16 protein-coding genes are annotated in these 15,541 nt (G+C 73.6%); 11 read left to right on the top strand and 5 right to left on the bottom strand.

What is annotated here, in order from left to right; genetic code table 11:
• Positions 1-10 precede the first annotated feature (10 nt).
• Complete coding sequence (locus tag E1212_RS04865; protein WP_131979897.1) at positions 11-859, top strand: alpha/beta fold hydrolase; 849 nt, start codon at positions 11-13, stop codon at positions 857-859.
• On the opposite strand, the gene E1212_RS04860 is transcribed toward E1212_RS04865, so the two are convergent.
• On the bottom strand, positions 856-1,827 hold the full coding sequence (locus tag E1212_RS04860; protein WP_131979895.1) for a DUF3500 domain-containing protein: 972 nt from the start codon (positions 1,825-1,827) through the stop codon (positions 856-858). The genes E1212_RS04865 and E1212_RS04860 overlap by 4 nt on opposite strands.
• Positions 1,824-4,373, bottom strand: a complete 2,550-nt coding sequence (locus E1212_RS04855; RefSeq protein ID WP_131979893.1) for a sensor histidine kinase — start codon at positions 4,371-4,373, stop codon at positions 1,824-1,826. Before E1212_RS04855 ends, E1212_RS04860 begins: the two co-directional genes overlap by 4 nt.
• Before the next feature lie 40 nt (positions 4,374-4,413).
• On the opposite strand from E1212_RS04855, the gene E1212_RS04850 reads away from it, so the two are divergent.
• From E1212_RS04850 to E1212_RS04820, 7 genes are all read left to right on the top strand, one after another.
• A complete protein-coding gene (locus E1212_RS04850) occupies positions 4,414-5,109 on the top strand; it encodes a response regulator (RefSeq protein ID WP_131979891.1) in 696 nt (231 codons plus the stop codon).
• Between the two features lie 75 nt (positions 5,110-5,184).
• Positions 5,185-5,631 carry an SRPBCC domain-containing protein gene (locus tag E1212_RS04845; protein ID WP_131979889.1) on the top strand — a complete coding sequence of 149 codons (447 nt, stop codon included), beginning with the start codon at positions 5,185-5,187 and terminating at the stop codon, positions 5,629-5,631.
• Positions 5,628-5,960: an ArsR/SmtB family transcription factor gene (locus tag E1212_RS04840; RefSeq protein ID WP_131979887.1), complete on the top strand. Its 333-nt coding sequence runs from the start codon at positions 5,628-5,630 to the stop codon at positions 5,958-5,960. The genes E1212_RS04845 and E1212_RS04840 overlap by 4 nt, the downstream gene beginning before the upstream one ends.
• Before the next feature lie 40 nt (positions 5,961-6,000).
• On the top strand, positions 6,001-6,915 hold the full coding sequence (locus tag E1212_RS04835; protein ID WP_131979885.1) for an SDR family oxidoreductase: 915 nt from the start codon (positions 6,001-6,003) through the stop codon (positions 6,913-6,915).
• Between the two features lie 8 nt (positions 6,916-6,923).
• Positions 6,924-7,919, top strand: coding sequence for a Gfo/Idh/MocA family protein (locus E1212_RS04830; RefSeq protein ID WP_131979883.1), 996 nt, complete (start codon positions 6,924-6,926; stop codon positions 7,917-7,919).
• A 51-nt stretch (positions 7,920-7,970) separates the two neighbouring features.
• Positions 7,971-9,035: an alpha/beta hydrolase gene (locus tag E1212_RS04825; protein ID WP_131979881.1), complete on the top strand. Its 1,065-nt coding sequence runs from the start codon at positions 7,971-7,973 to the stop codon at positions 9,033-9,035.
• Complete coding sequence (locus E1212_RS04820; protein WP_131979879.1) at positions 9,032-9,907, top strand: alpha/beta hydrolase; 876 nt, start codon at positions 9,032-9,034, stop codon at positions 9,905-9,907. The genes E1212_RS04825 and E1212_RS04820 overlap by 4 nt, the downstream gene beginning before the upstream one ends.
• Positions 9,908-9,927: 20 nt before the next feature.
• Here E1212_RS04820 and E1212_RS04815 read toward each other — a convergent pair whose 3' ends face one another.
• The gene (locus E1212_RS04815) at positions 9,928-10,680 is read right to left on the bottom strand and encodes a 3-hydroxybutyrate dehydrogenase (RefSeq protein WP_131979877.1); all 753 of its coding nucleotides are present in this window, start codon (positions 10,678-10,680) and stop codon (positions 9,928-9,930) included.
• Positions 10,681-10,725: 45 nt separating this feature from the next.
• Here E1212_RS04815 and E1212_RS04810 point away from each other — a divergent pair, with 45 nt between their 5' ends.
• Together E1212_RS04810 and E1212_RS04805 are read left to right on the top strand one after the other, a co-directional pair.
• The gene (locus tag E1212_RS04810; RefSeq protein WP_131979875.1) at positions 10,726-11,622 is read left to right on the top strand and encodes a bifunctional helix-turn-helix transcriptional regulator/GNAT family N-acetyltransferase; all 897 of its coding nucleotides are present in this window, start codon (positions 10,726-10,728) and stop codon (positions 11,620-11,622) included.
• Between the two features lie 26 nt (positions 11,623-11,648).
• Positions 11,649-12,230 carry a DnaJ family domain-containing protein gene (locus E1212_RS04805; protein WP_131979873.1) on the top strand — a complete coding sequence of 194 codons (582 nt, stop codon included), beginning with the start codon at positions 11,649-11,651 and terminating at the stop codon, positions 12,228-12,230.
• Here the strand turns inward: E1212_RS04805 and E1212_RS04800 are convergent.
• Positions 12,181-13,173 carry a sigma-70 family RNA polymerase sigma factor gene (locus tag E1212_RS04800; protein ID WP_131979871.1) on the bottom strand — a complete coding sequence of 331 codons (993 nt, stop codon included), beginning with the start codon at positions 13,171-13,173 and terminating at the stop codon, positions 12,181-12,183. The two genes, E1212_RS04805 and E1212_RS04800, sit on opposite strands and share 50 nt — an antisense overlap.
• A 125-nt stretch (positions 13,174-13,298) precedes the next feature.
• Here E1212_RS04800 and E1212_RS04795 point away from each other — a divergent pair, with 125 nt between their 5' ends.
• On the top strand, positions 13,299-14,723 hold the full coding sequence (locus E1212_RS04795) for an MFS transporter (protein ID WP_131979869.1): 1,425 nt from the start codon (positions 13,299-13,301) through the stop codon (positions 14,721-14,723).
• Here E1212_RS04795 and E1212_RS04790 read toward each other — a convergent pair.
• The gene (locus E1212_RS04790; protein WP_131979867.1) at positions 14,713-15,510 is read right to left on the bottom strand and encodes an alpha/beta fold hydrolase; all 798 of its coding nucleotides are present in this window, start codon (positions 15,508-15,510) and stop codon (positions 14,713-14,715) included. The genes E1212_RS04795 and E1212_RS04790 overlap by 11 nt on opposite strands.
• Positions 15,511-15,541 lie beyond the last annotated feature (31 nt).

Genomic DNA, 15,541 nt, shown 5'->3' with positions numbered 1-15,541 from the left:
GAGCGCATCCATGATCGTGGAGATCAACGGCAACCTGCTCGACGTCGAGCTGCTCGGCGGCGACGACCCGGGCAAGCCGCTGCTCATCGCGCACCACGGCGCTCCCGGCCTGGGGTCGAAGAAGGAGCCCAAGGCGGCGTTCGGCCACCTGTCCGACCTCTTCCGGGTGCTGGTGTTCGACGCCCGCGGCAGCGGCAAGAGCGGCGACGTCCCGCCGTTCACGCACGAGCAGTGGGTCGCCGACATCGACGCGCTGCGGGCCTGGGCCGGCGCGGAGTCGCTGGTCATGGCCGGCGGGTCGTACGGCGGCTTCCTCGCGATGGAGTACGCCATCGCCCACCCCGACCGCGTGCTGGCCCTGGTCCTGCGCGACACCGCGCCGGACCACTCGCACGAGGAAGCGGCGATGGCCAACGCGCGCGCGTCGTCGCGCATCGAGGTCGACGAAGACAAGCTCGCCCGCATCATGGAGGGCCGCATCCGCGACAACGACGACTTCCGCGACTGCTGGGCGTCGATCCTGCCGCTCTACGACCACGAGTACGACCCGGCGTCGATCGCGGCGCGAGTCGGCTCCGTCGACTACCACTACGCCACGCACAACTTCGCCTTCTCGGTGAACCAGCTGACCTACGACGTCAAGCCGGGCCTGCCGTCGGTGACCTGCCCGGCGCTGGTGACGGTGGGCCGCAGCGACTGGATCACGCCGGTGGAGTGCAGCGAGACCATCGCGTCGCTGATCCCCGACTCGCAGCTGGTGGTGTTCGAGAAGTCCGGCCACTCCCCGCCGATGGAGGAGCCGGAGCGGTTCCAGCGGGTGGTCCGCGACTTCCTGGTCACGCGGGTGCTCACTCCCTAGGAGTGGTGCGCTGAGTGGTGAGCGGCGTGGTGCGCCGCCAGCAGGTCGTCGCCCCAGTCGTGGCGCAGGTCGCGCCAGACCGAGTGGACGTGGTTGGCGTCCTGCTGGGTGTTGTCGTACTCCAGCAGGAACGTCGGGCCCAGCACGGCGTAGTAGTGGCCGTGGCCGGGCTCGACCGGGCCGGCCCAGCGGAACGTCACCCGCTCCAGGCCGGCGGCCTCGATCGACGCCCAGGCGGGGTCCGCGGCGGACGCCGTCACCCGGCCCAGATACCACCGGATCAGCCGCTCCAGCAGCTCGCGCCCGCCGGCGGGCAGGTCGCCGTACGCCAGGCCCGGCGCGATCCGGCCGGAATCGGCGACGGGGTCGTCGCGGGTGAGGATGTCGCGCGGCGCCTCCGGTGAGACGACGGCGACCGCCTGCAGCTCCGCCGGCAGCGCCCGCACCAGCGCTCGCCCGAGGTCCTGCTCCGGAGCGAGCGTCCGCCGTCCGGCCCCGGGGTAGCCGGGCGGCACGGTCGAGGGGTTGGCGCCGAAGAACTGCGGCGTCGCCGCGACCCGCCCATCGACGACGGTGAGCGTGACGGCGAGGTGGTGGCCGCCCACCTTCCACGCCCACGCCGCGGACCCGGGCTCGCCGTGCACGCGGAACCAGTACCGCAGCGGCTGCCGGCGCTCCCACGTCTCCTTGCCGGCGGCCCGCTCGACGGCGCCGAGCACCGTCTCGAGCTCCATGATCGCCCGCGCGTCCGCCAGCCCGGGCGCCGACAGCCCGCTGGCCAGCAACTCCATGGCCAGCTCCCGCTGCGACGGCGTCATGTCCGCCAGCGCGAGGCCCGGCCGCGACCGCGGCAGGTAGGTGAAGGTACGCCGGTCCGGCGCGTCGAACGGGGCGCTCGCCGCGGCGAGCCGGCCGGGCTCCAGGGCGGCCAGGAACGCCGTCGCCGCCCGGGTCATCGAGTCGCTCATCGGGAACCACTCTGCCAGCTGCCGGTGTCGGCGGCGGCGAGTCTCACCCGCATCGTCAGGCCGCCGTCGGGCGTGGTCTCGGGGACGAGCGTGCCGCGCATCGCCTCGGTCAGCCCGCGCGAGAGCGCCAGACCCAGGCCGACGCCGGTGGCGCTGTCGCCGAGCCGCTGGAACGGGACGAAGACACGGTCGCGCTGGTCCTCGGGAATGCCCGGCCCGTGGTCGACGATCCGCAGCTCGACGGTGTCGTCGTCCTCGCGGGCGGTGACGGTGGGCGGGCGGTCCGGCGGGCTGAACCGCAGCGCGTTGCCGATGACGTTGACCAGCACCCGTTCCAGCAGCGCGGGGTCGGCCTGGACCGGCGGCAGGCCGGCCGGCAGGTCGACGACGACGGCACGGCCCGGCTCGCCCAGCTCGTCGAGGGCCCGCGCGACGCTGTCGGAGGCCGCCGTCGGCAGCAGCGTCACCCCGAGCGCTCCCGCCTGCAGCCGGCTCATGTCGAGCAGGTTGGCGATGAGCGCCGCGAGCCGGTCCAGTGACTCGTCCGCGGTGGCCAGCAGCTCGGCCTGGTCGTCGGCGTCGAACCGGACCTCGTCACTGCGCAGGCTGGTGACCGCGGCCTTGGCGGCGGCCAGCGGCGTGCGCAGATCGTGGCTGACGGCGGCCAGCAGCGCCGTGCGCATCCGGTCGGCCTCGGCGATCGTGCCGGCCGACGCCGCCTGCCGGGCCAGCCGCTCCTGCCGGAGGGCCAGCGCGGCCTGGGCGGCGAACGCCTCGAAGACCCGGCGGTCCTCGGCCGGCAGGGCGCCGGGACCGCGCAGGGCGAGCGACAGCACGTCGTCGATGGGGACCTCGACGTCGGCCTCGGCCGGGGTGAGGCAGGGCCGCTCGCCGACGCAGGCGACCACCGTCCACAGGTCCGGGTCGTGCTGGCTGCCCGGCAGCCGTGGCGCGTCGGGCCGGCGCTCCAGCAGCGTCACCGACGCCAGCGCGTACGTCTCGAGCAGCCGCTCCAGCAGCCCGATGAGCGGACGCGGGTTGCCGACCATGCTGCCGGCGACGGTGGCGAGGCTCTGTGCGTCGGCGCTCGCGCGGGCCGCCTCGCGGGTGCGCCGGGCCGCCTGGTCGACGACGACGCTCACCGACGCGGCGACGAGCAGGAAGACCGCCAGCGTGATGACGTTCTCGAGCCGGTTGACCTCCAGCGAGTGGATCGGCTCGGTGAAATACCAGTTGAGCAGCAGGAAACCGCCGAGGGCCGCCAGCAGCGCCGGCCACATGCCGCCGGCCAGCGCCGCCGCGATGACCATCGCCAGCAGCAACAGCTCGCCGGTCGCCAGCGACACGTCGTCCTCGGGCAGCCGGACGCCGAGGATCAGCAGCGGCACCCCCACCAGCGCGACGACGAAGCCGGCGACCTGGCGGTGCCGCGACAGCGCGCTGCCCAGCGCGGCGGTGCGTCCGCGGCCGGCCTGCTGGTGCGGGACCAGATGGACGTCCATCGAGCCGAACAGCGACATCGTCGTCAGCGCGACGCCGCGCGAGAACAGCTGGGCCAGCCGCCCGCGGCGGCTCGCGCCGAGCACCAGCTGGGTGGCGTTGACACCGCGGGCGAACTCGAGCAGCGCCGCCGGAATGTCCTCGCCGAGCACCTGGTGATACGTGCCGCCGAGGCTCTCGACCAGAAGCCGCTGCCGGGCCAGCTGCGTCGGATCGGCGCCGACCAGCCCGTCGCTGGGCACGACGTGCACTGCCATGAGGTCCGCGCCCTTGCCGCGGGCGGCGATCCGGGAGGCGCGGCGGATCAGCGTCTCGCCCTCGGAGCCGCCGGTCAGCGCGACGACGACCCGTTCGCGGGCCTCCCAGGTGTCGTCGATGCCGTGGTCGGCGCGGTACCGGTCGAGCTGGTCGTCGACCTTGTCGGCCAGCCACAGCAGGGCCAGCTCGCGCAGCGCCGTGAGATTGCCGACCCGGAAGTAGTTGCCCAGCGCCGTGTCGATCGACTCCTTCGGGTAGACGTTGCCGTGCACCATGCGCCGGCGCAGCGCCTCGGGCGTCATGTCGACCAACTCGACCTGGTCAGCGCGGCGGACCACCTCGTCGGGCACCGTCTCGCGCTGGGGCACGCCGGTGATCTGCTCGACGACGTCGTTGAGCGACTCGAGGTGCTGGATGTTCACCGTCGACAGCACGGTGATGCCGGCGTCGAGCAGCTCCTCGACGTCCTGCCAGCGCCTGGCGTTGCGCGAGCCGGGCACATTGGTGTGCGCGAGCTCGTCGACCAGCGCGACCTCCGGCTTGCGGCGCAGGACGGCGTCGAGGTCCATCTCCTCGAACCTGGCGCCGCGGTAGTGGACGGTGCGCCGCGGGACCACCTCGAGGTCGCCGATCTGCTCCGTGGTGCGGGCCCGCCCGTGCACCTCGACGAACCCGGCGACGACGTCGGTGCCGCGGCCGCGGCGCCGGTGCGCCTCTTCGAGCATGGCGAACGTCTTGCCGACGCCCGGCGCGGCGCCCAGGTAGATCCGCAGCTGCCCGCGTGCCATGACCCCAGTCTGACCGATGTGCCCGGCTACGATCGGCGACATGGAGTCAGCCGGCCGCGTCCTCGTCGTCGACGACGACGCCGGCATCCGCAAGACCCTCGCACTGAACCTGAAGGCCCGGGGATACACCGCCGACCTGGCCGGCAGCGGTGAGCGGGCCCTGCAGCTGGCCGCCCGCAACCATCCCGACGCCGTCATCCTCGACCTCGGGCTGCCCAGCATGGACGGCCTCGACGTGGTCCGCGGCATCCGCGGCTGGTCGTCGGTGCCCATCGTGGTGCTCTCCGGGCGCGGGACCGAGGCGGCCAAGGTCGAGGCGCTCGATCTCGGCGCGGACGACTACCTCACCAAGCCGTTCGGCATGGACGAGCTGTTCGCCCGGCTTCGCGCCGCGACCCGGCGCGCCGTCCTGCCCGACGGCAACGCCGTCGTGTCGACGGACGACTTCACCATCGACTTCGCCGCCAAGCGCGTGACCCGCGACGGCGCCGCGGTCCGGCTGACGCCGCGGCAGTGGCACATCGTCGAGATGCTGGTCCGTCACCACGGGCGGCTGGTCACCTACGAGCAGCTGCTGCACGAGGTGTGGGGCCCGGCGTACGGGACCGAGACCAACTACCTGCGGGTGTTCATGACGCAGATCCGCCAGCGGCTGGAGCCCGAGCCGTCGACGCCGCGCTACTTCATCACCGAGCCGGGCCTCGGGTACCGCTTCAAGCTCCCCCGCGATCTGTAACCGTTCGGTTGCAATCCGGTGCAGTGCTGTGTAACCCTGGGGTGACAGTTCGTCGCCCTGGGAGGTGAGGCGCCGATGCCCGACGACGTCAGGCGCGAGGTGGAGATCGCGGCGCCGGTGGAGCGGGTGTGGGAGCTGGTCACCCGGCCCGAGAACGTGCGGGTCTGGTGGGCGTTCGACGGCGCCGCCATCGACCTGCGCCCGGGCGGCAGCATCGTCCATCACTGGAGCGAGCACGGCACGTACCGCGGCGTCATCGAGAAGGTCGAGCCGCCGTACCGGCTGACCTACCGCTACGCGAGGGCGCCCGACTCCGAGCCGGAGCCCGGCCGGCAGACCCACGTCGCCATCGAGCTGTGGGCGACGGCGGAGGGCGGCACCACCGTCCGGGTCACCGAGAGCGGCTTCGCCGCGCTCGCCATGACCGACGAGGAGAAGGCGGCGCACGTCCGGGTGGTCGAGGACGGCTGGGGCGGCGGGCTGACGACGCTGGCCGATCTCGCCCGGAAGCAGCCCGCATGACCGCGGGCTCGGCCACCGGCGATCCGCCGGTCGAGGTGTTCGCCGCCCTGGCCGACCCGATGCGCTGGCGGCTGCTGGCGCTGCTGGCCGACCGCGAGCACAGCGCGTCGGCGCTGGCACGCGAGCTGCCGATCAGCCGGCCGGGCGTGCTCAAGCACCTCGCCGTCCTCGAGCGGTCGGACCTCGTGCGCCGGCACCGGGCCGGGCGCGAGGTGCGCTACGCCGTCCGGCCGGAGCGGCTGGCGTCGACCGCCCGCTGGGTCGACGCGACGGCGGCCGCCTGGGACCGCCGTCTGGCGGACTTGAAGAGACTCGCCGAAGGCGAGTGACTGACACTCGGTGTCAGGAATGCGGCCGCACCATGGACGCATGGAGAAGACGCTGGAAGGCAAGGTCGCGCTCGTCGCGGGGGCGTCGCGCGGCGCGGGGCGGGGGATCGCCGTCGAGCTGGGGGCGGCCGGCGCGACGGTGTACTGCTCGGCACGCAGCACGCGGGCGCAGCGGTCCGAGCAGAACCTGCCCGAGACCATCGAGGAGACCGCGGAGCTGGTCACCGCGGCCGGCGGCACCGGCATCGCGGTGCAGACCGACCACCTGGTGCCCGAGCAGGTGCAGGCGCTGGTCGACCGCATCGACACGGAGCAGGGCCGGCTGGACGTGCTGGTCAACGACATCTGGGGCGGCGAGCTGCTGTTCGCCTGGGAGGACAAGCTCTGGGAGCACTCGCTGGAGAAGGGGTTGCGGATCCTCCGGCTCGCCATCGACACCCACATCATCACCAGCCACTTCGCGCTGCCGCTGCTGCTCCGGCAGCCGGGCGGACTGGTCGTCGAGATGACCGACGGCACGGCCGACTACAACGCCACCCACTACCGGGTCTCGTTCTTCTACGACCTCGCGAAGTCGTCCGTGCTGCGCATGGCGTTCGCCCAGGCCCAGGAGCTGGCCCCGCACCGGGCGACCGCCGTCGCGCTCACGCCGGGCTGGCTGCGGTCGGAGCTGATGCTGAACCATTTCGGCGTCACCGAGGAGAACTGGCGCGACGCGCTCACCACCGTGCCGCACTTCGCGATCTCCGAGACGCCGCGCTACGTCGGCCGGGCGGTCGCCGCGCTGGCCGCCGACGCCGACGTCGCACGCTGGAACGGGCAGTCGCTGTCGAGCGGGCAGCTGGCGCAGGTCTATCGTTTCACCGACCTCGACGGCAGCCGTCCCGACGCGTGGCGGTACCTCGTGGAGGTGCAGGACGCCGGCAAGCCCGCCGACGTCACCGGGTACCGCTAAGGGGACAGATGACGGACACGGCCGGCCGGATCCGCTGGGGGCTCATGGGCACCGGGGGCATCGCGGCCTCGTTCGCGCGCGACCTGCAGCTCGTCGGCGACGCCGAGGTGATCGCGGTCGGCTCCCGCAGCGACGAGAGCGCGAGCCGCTTCGCCGGCCGGTTCGACGTGCCGCGGGCCCACGGCTCGTACGAGAAGCTGGTCGCCGACCCCGATGTCGACGTCGTCTACATCGCGACGCCGCAGACGGCGCACGCCGCGAACATCCGGCTCGCGCTCGAGGCGGGCAAGCCGGTGCTGTGCGAGAAGCCGTTCACCGTCACCGGCGCCGAGGCCCGCGGCGTCGTGGCGCTGGCGCGCGAGCGCGGGCTGTTCCTCATGGAGGCGATGTGGACGCGGTTCCTGCCGCACTTCCGCCGCATCGACCAGCTGCTGCGCTCGGGCACGCTCGGTGACGTCACGACGGTGGTCGCCGACCACGGCCAGGCCATCCCGGCCGGCGGGGGCCATCGCCTGCACGATCCCGCGCTGGCCGGCGGCGCTCTGCTCGACCTCGGCGTCTACCCGATCTCGTTCGCGTCGTACGTGCTGGGCCGCCCGGCCACCGTCACCGCGGCCGGCACGTTGCTGCCCAACGGCCTCGACGCGCAGACGTCGGCGGTGTTCACGTACGAGACCGGCGCGCACGCCGTCGTCACCACCACCCTCGGCGCCCGGACGGCGAACCGCGCGGTCATCACGGGCACGCTGGCGCGCGTCGAGATCGACGACGTCTGGTACACGCCGACGTCGTTCTCGCTGCGCAGACCCAATTCGCAGGCGCCGGAGCGGTTCGACGAGCCGCGCATCGGCGGCGGACTGCGCCACCAGGCGATCGAGGTCGGCCGGCTGCTGCGCGAGGGTGCGACCGAGAGCGACATCATGCCGCTCGACGAGACCGTCGCGATCATGGAGACCATGGACGAGATCCGCCGGCAGATCGGGCTGCGCTACCCGGGCGAGTAGGGCTCGGTACTGAGCCCCGATGTAGGGCATGATCTGCCTGAGGAGGGGGCCATGACATCGACGCTCATGCCTGGGGTGGTGCAGTCGCGCCACCCAACGCCGCGGCTCACCGTCAGCACGCTCATGGTGGCCGGCCGCGACGACGGTGAGCCCGTGGTGTTCGTCCACGGCAATGTCTCGTCCAGCGTGTTCTGGCAGCACGCCATGCTCCGGCTGCCGGAACGGTTCCGCCCGGTCGCAGTCGACCTGCGCGGGTTCGGCGGCACCGACACCCTGCCCGTCGACGCCACGCGGGGCGTCCGCGACTACGCCGACGACGTCGCCGGGCTGCTCGACACGCTGGGCCTCGACGGCGCCCACCTGGTCGGCTGGAGCATGGGCGGCGCCGTCGTGCTGCAGCTGCTGCTCGACACCCCGGCCCGGTACCGCTCCGTCACGCTGGTCAACCCGGTGTCGCCGTACGGCTTCGGCGCCACCAGCGGGCCCGACGGCGTGCTGGTCGATCCGTCGGCGGCCGGGTCCGGCGGCGGCGCGGCCAATCCCGACTTCGTGGCCCGGCTGCGCGACGGCGACCGCAGCGACGACGGTCCCACCTCGCCCCGGCCGATGATGCTGGCCGCGTACGTGAAGCCGCCGTTCGTCCCGCCGCCCGACGAGACCGAGGCGTACGTGTCGTCCATGCTGACCACCGCCGTCGGCGACGACCACTATCCCGGCGACTCCGTGCCGGCCGACGCCTGGCCGGGCGTGGGCCCGGGCACCCGCGGCGTGCTGAACACCATGGCGCCGACGCACCTGCGGCTGGACGGTCTCGACGCGATCGACCCGAAGCCACCGATCCACTGGATCCGCGGCTCCCACGATGTCATCGTCTCCGACACCTCGCTGTTCGACCTGGCGTACCTGGGCTCCATCGGCGCGGTGCCGGACTGGCCGGGCGCCGACGTCGCCCCGCCGCAGCCCATGGTCGCCCAGACCCGCGCCGTCCTCGACCGCTACCGGGCGGCCGGCGGCGACACCACCGAGACCGTCATCGACGACACCGCACACAGCCCGCACATCGAAAAGCCCGACGAGTTCGTGGCCGCGCTGATCAGCGGGTTGGACCGACGATGACACTCGGGGTCGCGGTCGACGGGGGCACGCTCGCGGTCCACGAGCTGGGGCACGCGCCGGCCGGCAGCCCCGTCGTCATGGCGCTGCACGGCATCACCGCGAACGCGCTGGCGTTCGGGGCGGTCGCCCAGGCGTTGAACGGCGACGTCCGGCTGCTGGCGCCGGACCTGCGCGGCCGCGCCGACAGCCGGTCGGTCCGCGGGCCATGGGGCCTGGCCGCCCACGCCGCCGACGTCGTCGCCGTCCTCGACGCGGCGCGGGTGGAGCACGCGATCCTGCTGGGCCACTCGATGGGCGCCTACGTCGCGGCACTGACGGCGTACCTGCATCCGTCGCGAGTGTCCTCGTTGGTGCTGGTCGACGGCGGGGTCGGCTTCCCGGCCCCTGAGGGCGACATCGACGAGGCGCTCGAGAAGGTCATCGGCCCGGCGATGACCCGGCTCTCGATGACCTTCCCGGACGATGACGCCTACCTGGACTTCTGGCGCGAGCACCCGGCCATCGGCCCCGGCCTGTCCGCGCCGTACGGCGACCTGCTGGCGGCATACCTGCGCCACGACCTCGTCGGCCGCGACGGCGAACGCCGGTCGTCGTGCGTTCTGGATGCCGTGCGGGCCGACGGCGCCGACGTGCTGGCCGATCCTGTGGTGCTGCGCTCGCTGCGCGAGGGGACGGCCCCGGCGACGCTGCTGTACGCCGCGCGCGGCCTGATGAACGAGCCGCAGGGCCTCCTCGACGCCGACCGCATCGCCGCCGCCGAGCTCCCGGCGACCGTCCGCATCCTCCCCGCCGGCGGCGTCAACCACTACACCGTCCTCTTCGAGCCCCAGGCCGTCCGCCTCATCGCCTACGCCGTCGGCACCTCGGTCTAGGGCCGTGTCAGACGACCGCGTCAGCGGGCCGACCAGCCGCCGTCGATGACGAGGTTCGTGCCGGTGACCGACTGCGCCGCCGGGCTCGCCAGGTAGGCGACCGCTTCGGCGACCTCGCCGGGCTCGATGAGGCGCTTGATCGCCTCGTTGGCGAGCAGGATCTCGCTGACCACGCGGTCCTCCGGCAGGCCGTGCACCCTGGCCTGGTCGGCGATCTGCGCCTCGACCAGCGAGGTGCGGACATACCCGGGGTTGACGCAGTTCGAGGTCACGCCGTGCGCCGCCCCCTCGAGCGCCGTCACCTTCGACAGGCCCTCGAGGCCGTGCTTGACCGACACGTAGGCGGACTTGAACGGGCTGGCCCGCAGCCCGTGCGCACTCGACACGTTGACCACGCGCCCCCACGAGCGCGCATACATGCCCGGCAGCGCGGCCCGGACGAGCAGGAACGGCGCCTCGAGCATGAGCCGCAGCATGAACGCGAACCGGTCGGGCGGGAACTCCTCGAGCCGGGCCACGTGCTGGATGCCGGCGTTGTTGACCAGGACGTCGACGTCCAGCTCGACCGAAGCCAGCGCCGCCGTGTCGGAGAGGTCCACCTGCCAGGCCTCGCCACCGCACTCGGCGGCGACGGCGGCCGCGCGGTCGCCGTCGACGTCGGCGACGATGACGTGAGCGCCGGCCGTGCCGAGGCGCCGGGCCACCGCGGCGCCGATGCCGCTGCCCCCGCCGGTGACGAGCGCCCGCCGCCCGGTCAGATCGAGTTCCGCCATGGGCCGACTCTAGGGGGTACGGAAAAACCTGACTAGAGTCAGAGAATGGACGAGGTGATGATCGCGCAGGTCCGCCGGTTCAACCGGGTCGTCACGCAGCAGGTCGGGGCGCTCACCGACCGGTTCCTGGCCCGCGACCGGCCGCTGGGGGAGTCACGTCTGCTGTGGGAGATCGGCTCCGGGAGCGACGGCCGCGACGTGCGGTCGCTGCGCACGGCGCTCGACCTCGACTCCGGCTACGTGAGCCGGCTGCTCCGCTCGCTCGAGGCGTCAGGCCTGGTCACGACGGAGCGCAGCCCGGCCGACCGCCGGGTCACGCTGGCCCGGCTCACCGAGGCGGGCGAGGCCGAGAAGGACGTGCTCGACGAGCGCAGCGATGAGCTCGCCACCCAGTTGCTCGAGGCCCTGAACGAGGGGCAGCGCGACCGGCTGGTCGCCGCCATGGCCGAGGTGGAGCGGCTGCTGACGGCGGCGACGGTGCGCATCGCGCCGGCCGACCCCGAGGACCCGGCCGCCCGGCACTGCCTGCGCGCCTACGCCGCCGAGCTGAACGAGCGGTTCGAGACCGGCTTCGACCCCGGCCGCAGCATCCGCGCCGACGCCGCCGACCTGCGCCCGCCGGCCGGCCTGCTCCTGCTCGCCACCCTGCACGAGGCGCCGGTGGGATGCGGCGCGCTGAAGTTCCACGGCACCGAGCCGGCCGAGCTGAAGCGCATGTGGGTCGACGGCAGTGCGCGCGGCCTGGGTGTGGGCCGCCGGCTGCTGGCCGAGCTGGAACGCCGGGCGACGGCGGCGGGCGCGCCCGCCGTCCGGCTCGAGACGAACGCGGCCCTGACCGAGGCCATCGCGCTGTACCGGTCGGCCGGCTACGTCGAAACCGACGCGTTCAACGACGAGCCGTACGCCCACCACTGGTTCGAGAAGGCCCTCCCGCCGGGTTGACGACCTCCACCTGCGACCATGGGGTCATGGCGGAACGCAAGCCGGCCGACATGGGCTTCGAGACGTGGATCGACAAGCAGGTCCGCGAGGCTCAGGAGCGCGGCGAGTTCGACGACCTGCCGCTCACCGGCAAGCCGCTGCCCCCCCGCCGTCCAGGCGACGAGTACGCCTGGATCCGCGACAAGCTGGCCCGCGAGGGCGAGTCCACCGACGCGCTGCTGCCGACGCCGCTGCGGCTGCGCAAAGAGATCCACCGGCTGCCCGAGACGCTCCGCGACGTCCGCACCGAGCAGGGGGTTCGCGACGTCGTCGGCGAGCTGAACGAGCGCATCGTCCAGTGGCTGCGCGCGCCGTCCGGCCCCAACATCCCGGTCGGGCCGGTCGACGCCGACACCGTAGTCGCCGAGTGGCGCACGGCGCGGGCCGAACGCGCGGCGGCCGAGGAGCAGGCGCGGGCCGAACGCGCCGTCGCGGCCGAGCAGGCGGCCGCGGCCGAGCGCGCCGCCGCCGATCAGGCCCGCGCCCAGCGGGGCAACCCGATCAGCCCGTTCACCTGGGTCACGTGGTGGCGCCGGCAGCTCGCACGGCGGGCAGACCGCAGGCACTGACCCATTCGGAGCCCAGGAACACCGTCAGCCGGTCGATCCGCGCGCCGGCCACCGTCAGCACCACCAGCCCGTGTGCCCGGTGAACACCGTCGGCGCCGCGCTTGTACATCGCGTGCGCCGGCTGCCCGTTGGCCCGGATGCGGACGGTCAGCATGTCGCCGGGCGCGCCGAGCCGCGGCGCCAGGAATCGGCCGATTCGCTCCGCGCCCCGGAACCAGGTCGCGTGCGGCGGCATCTCGAGGACGGCGTCGCCCGCCAGCAGCTGGACCAGGCCTTCGACGTCGGCCCGCTCGAACGCCGTCACGTAGCGGTCGAGCAGATCACGCTGCCGCGCGTCCAGCGGCGCCGGGGCGACGGCGTCCGCCTCCAGCCCGTCGAGCTGCGCCCGCGCTCGCCGCAGCGCGCTGTTGACCGCCGTCGTCGTCGTGTCGAGCAGTGACGCCACCTCGGCGGCCCGCCAGCGCAGCACGTCGCGCAGGATCAGCACCGCCCGCTGCCGCGCCGGCAGGTACTGCAGCGCGGCCACCAGCGCGAGCCGCGTGCTCTCGCGGCCGGCGGCGACGGCGGCCGGGTCGCCGCCGTGCGGGTCGGCACCCGCGTCCGGGAACGGCTCCAGCCACGGCACGTCGGTGAGCGGCGGGTCCAGCGGTGCGTCCGGGTCGGCGCCCGGTGCGGCCAGGCCCGACGGCAGCGCTCGCCGCCCCCGCGACTCCAGAGCCCGCAGGCAGGCCCGGGTCGCGATCGTGTACAGCCAGGTCCGCAGCGACGCCCGGCCCTCGAACCCGGCAAAGCCGCGCCAGGCCCGCAGGTAGGTCTCCTGGACGGTGTCCTCGGCGTCGTGCAGCGACCCGAGCATGCGGTAGCAGTGCGCCAGCAGCTCCCGGCGGTACGGGTCGGTCTGCCGGGCGAACGCGTCGGCCGCCGACTCGGTCGTCACGGTCATCGATCCTCCTCGTGCGTCCTCATACCCGTACAGATCCGCCGACGCCGCGGAAGTCATCGGCGATCTCCGCGCCGGGCGCGGATCTGCCCGGGTGACGGATTCGTGGACATGGATGGAGTCGCGTGATGACGCCCCGCTCGCACCGGGCCTGGGTACTGGCCCTCACCTCGATCGCCTCGCTGATGGTGGCCCTGGACACACTGATCGTGACGGTCGCGCTCACCACCATCAGGGACGATCTCGGCGCCACGCTGGAGGAGCTGGAATGGACTGTCAACGCCTACAACCTCAGCCTGGCGGTGCTGCTGATGACCGGGTCGGCGCTGGGTGAACGGTACGGCCGCCGCCGGCTGTTCGCCGCCGGCCTGGTCGCGTTCACCGTCGCTTCGGCGGCGTGTGCGCTGGCGCCGGGCGTCGGCTGGCTGATCGCCGCCCGGGTCGCCCAGGGCGCCGGCGCGGCGCTGCTGATGCCGCTCTCGCTGGCGATCCTCAGCGCCGCCTACCCGCCCGAACGGCGCGGCCGGGCGATGGGCGTCTTCATGGGTGTCACCGGCCTGTCGGTGGTCGGCGGCCCGCTGCTGGGCGGCGCGATCACCGAGGGCGTGTCCTGGGAGTGGATCTTCTGGTTGAACGTGCCGCTCGGGCTGCTGGTGCTGCCGTTCGTGCTGACCCGCATCGAGGAGAGCCGCGGCGCCGGCACCGGTCTGGACCTCCCCGGCCTTGCCTTGGGGACGGCGGCAGCGTTCGGCTTGGTCTGGGGGCTGGTGCGCGGCAACGTCGCCGGCTGGGGGAGCGCCGAGGTCGTGGCGTCACTGGTGCTCGGCGCGCTGCTGCTGGTCGCGTTCGTCACCTGGGAGCGGCGCGCGCAGGAGCCGATGCTGCCGCTGGAGTTCTTCCGGTCACGGGCGTTCTCGGCGGGCAACGCGACCGGCTTCCTGCTGACGGCGTCGCTGTTCGGCACGCTGTTCGTGATCGCGCAGTTCCTGCAGATCGGCCTGGGCCGTTCGCCGTTCGAGGCGGGGCTGCGGCTGGTGCCCTGGACCGGCTGCCTCATGGTCGTGGCGCCGCTGGCGGGTGCGCTGGTCGACCGGCTGGGCGAGCGGCCGTTCCTGGTCGGCGGGCTGCTGCTGCAGGCCGGTGGGTTCGGCTGGATCGCGCTGGTCGCCGAGCCGGGCATGGCGTACGGGCCGCTGGTGGCGCCGCTGGTCATCAGCGGCATCGGCATCGCGATGGCGATTCCCGCCACCCAGAACTCCGTGGTCGGCGCCGTGCCGCCGCACATGATCGGCAAGGGCGCCGGCACGAACACCATGCTCCGCCAGCTGGGCGGCGTCTTCGGTGTCGCCGTGCTGGTCGCGGTGTTCGCCGGCTGGGGCGGCTACGAGTCGCCGCGGGCGTTCACCGACGGGTTCGTGGCCGCCCTGGCCGGTGCCTCCGTGCTCGCCGTGCTCGGCGCCGCCGCCGGGCTGCTGATCCCGCGGCGGCGCCCGGCGGCGACGGCGGCAGCCGCGGCCACCGGGGAGCGGCCGCAGGAGGTGGTCAGGAGCTGAAGTACTCCGCGAGCACCGGCACCTGCACGGCGGCCTTCACCATGTGGGTCTGGCCGGGCAGGGTCCGGTGCTCGGCGTTGGGCAGCAGCTCGGCCAGCCGGCGCTGGCTGTTGCGCATGTACTCGGGGCTCTTGCCGCCGACCATGACCAGCGTCGGCTGAGTCACCGCGGACCAGCGGTCGGCCGGGAACGGCTTGCCGTAGCCGGTGTCGCCGAGCACCCGGAAGTCGTAGGGGATGGTGTGGGCGACGGCCATGAGCCGCTTCCACACCTTCGTGCGGCGCATGATCGCGATGACGAACGAGGGCGTGCCGACCGTCTTCATGAACAGCTTGACGGTGTCGCTGCGCCGGTCGGCGGCGACCAGCTCGTCGGTGCGCGACAGCAGGTCCGGGGGCCACTGCTTGCCGGTGTCGTCGGTGATGGCCGGCAGTTCGTAGAGCGCCAGCTTGCGCACCCCGGAGCCGGGCCGCTTCGCCGCCTCGAGCGCCAGCGCGGCGCCTGACGAGCAGCCGTACATGAGCACGTCACCGCCTGCCTCGGCGATCAGCGCCTCGAGGTCCTCGGCCTCGCGCTCGACGGCGTACGGCGCGGTGTCGGTGCTCTCGCCCCGGCCGCGGCGGTCGTAGAAGTAGACGGTGAACCTGGCGGCCAGGCCGTCGGCGAGGTCTGCCATGGGGCCGAAGTCGCGGTGGCACAGGGCGCCGTCGACCAGGATCAGCGCTGGGCCGGACCCGACCTTCGTGTAGGCGATGGTGGTGCCGTCGGCCGAGGTGACGGTGGACATGATGGGGACTCTCTCCTTGGGCGAGGGGGAC

The sequence above is a fragment of the Jiangella ureilytica genome, assembly GCF_004348545.1.
Taxonomy (GTDB): domain Bacteria; phylum Actinomycetota; class Actinomycetes; order Jiangellales; family Jiangellaceae; genus Jiangella; species Jiangella ureilytica.
Note: the sequence above shows the minus strand (reverse complement) of the source record. Positions and strands in the feature narration are given on the sequence as shown.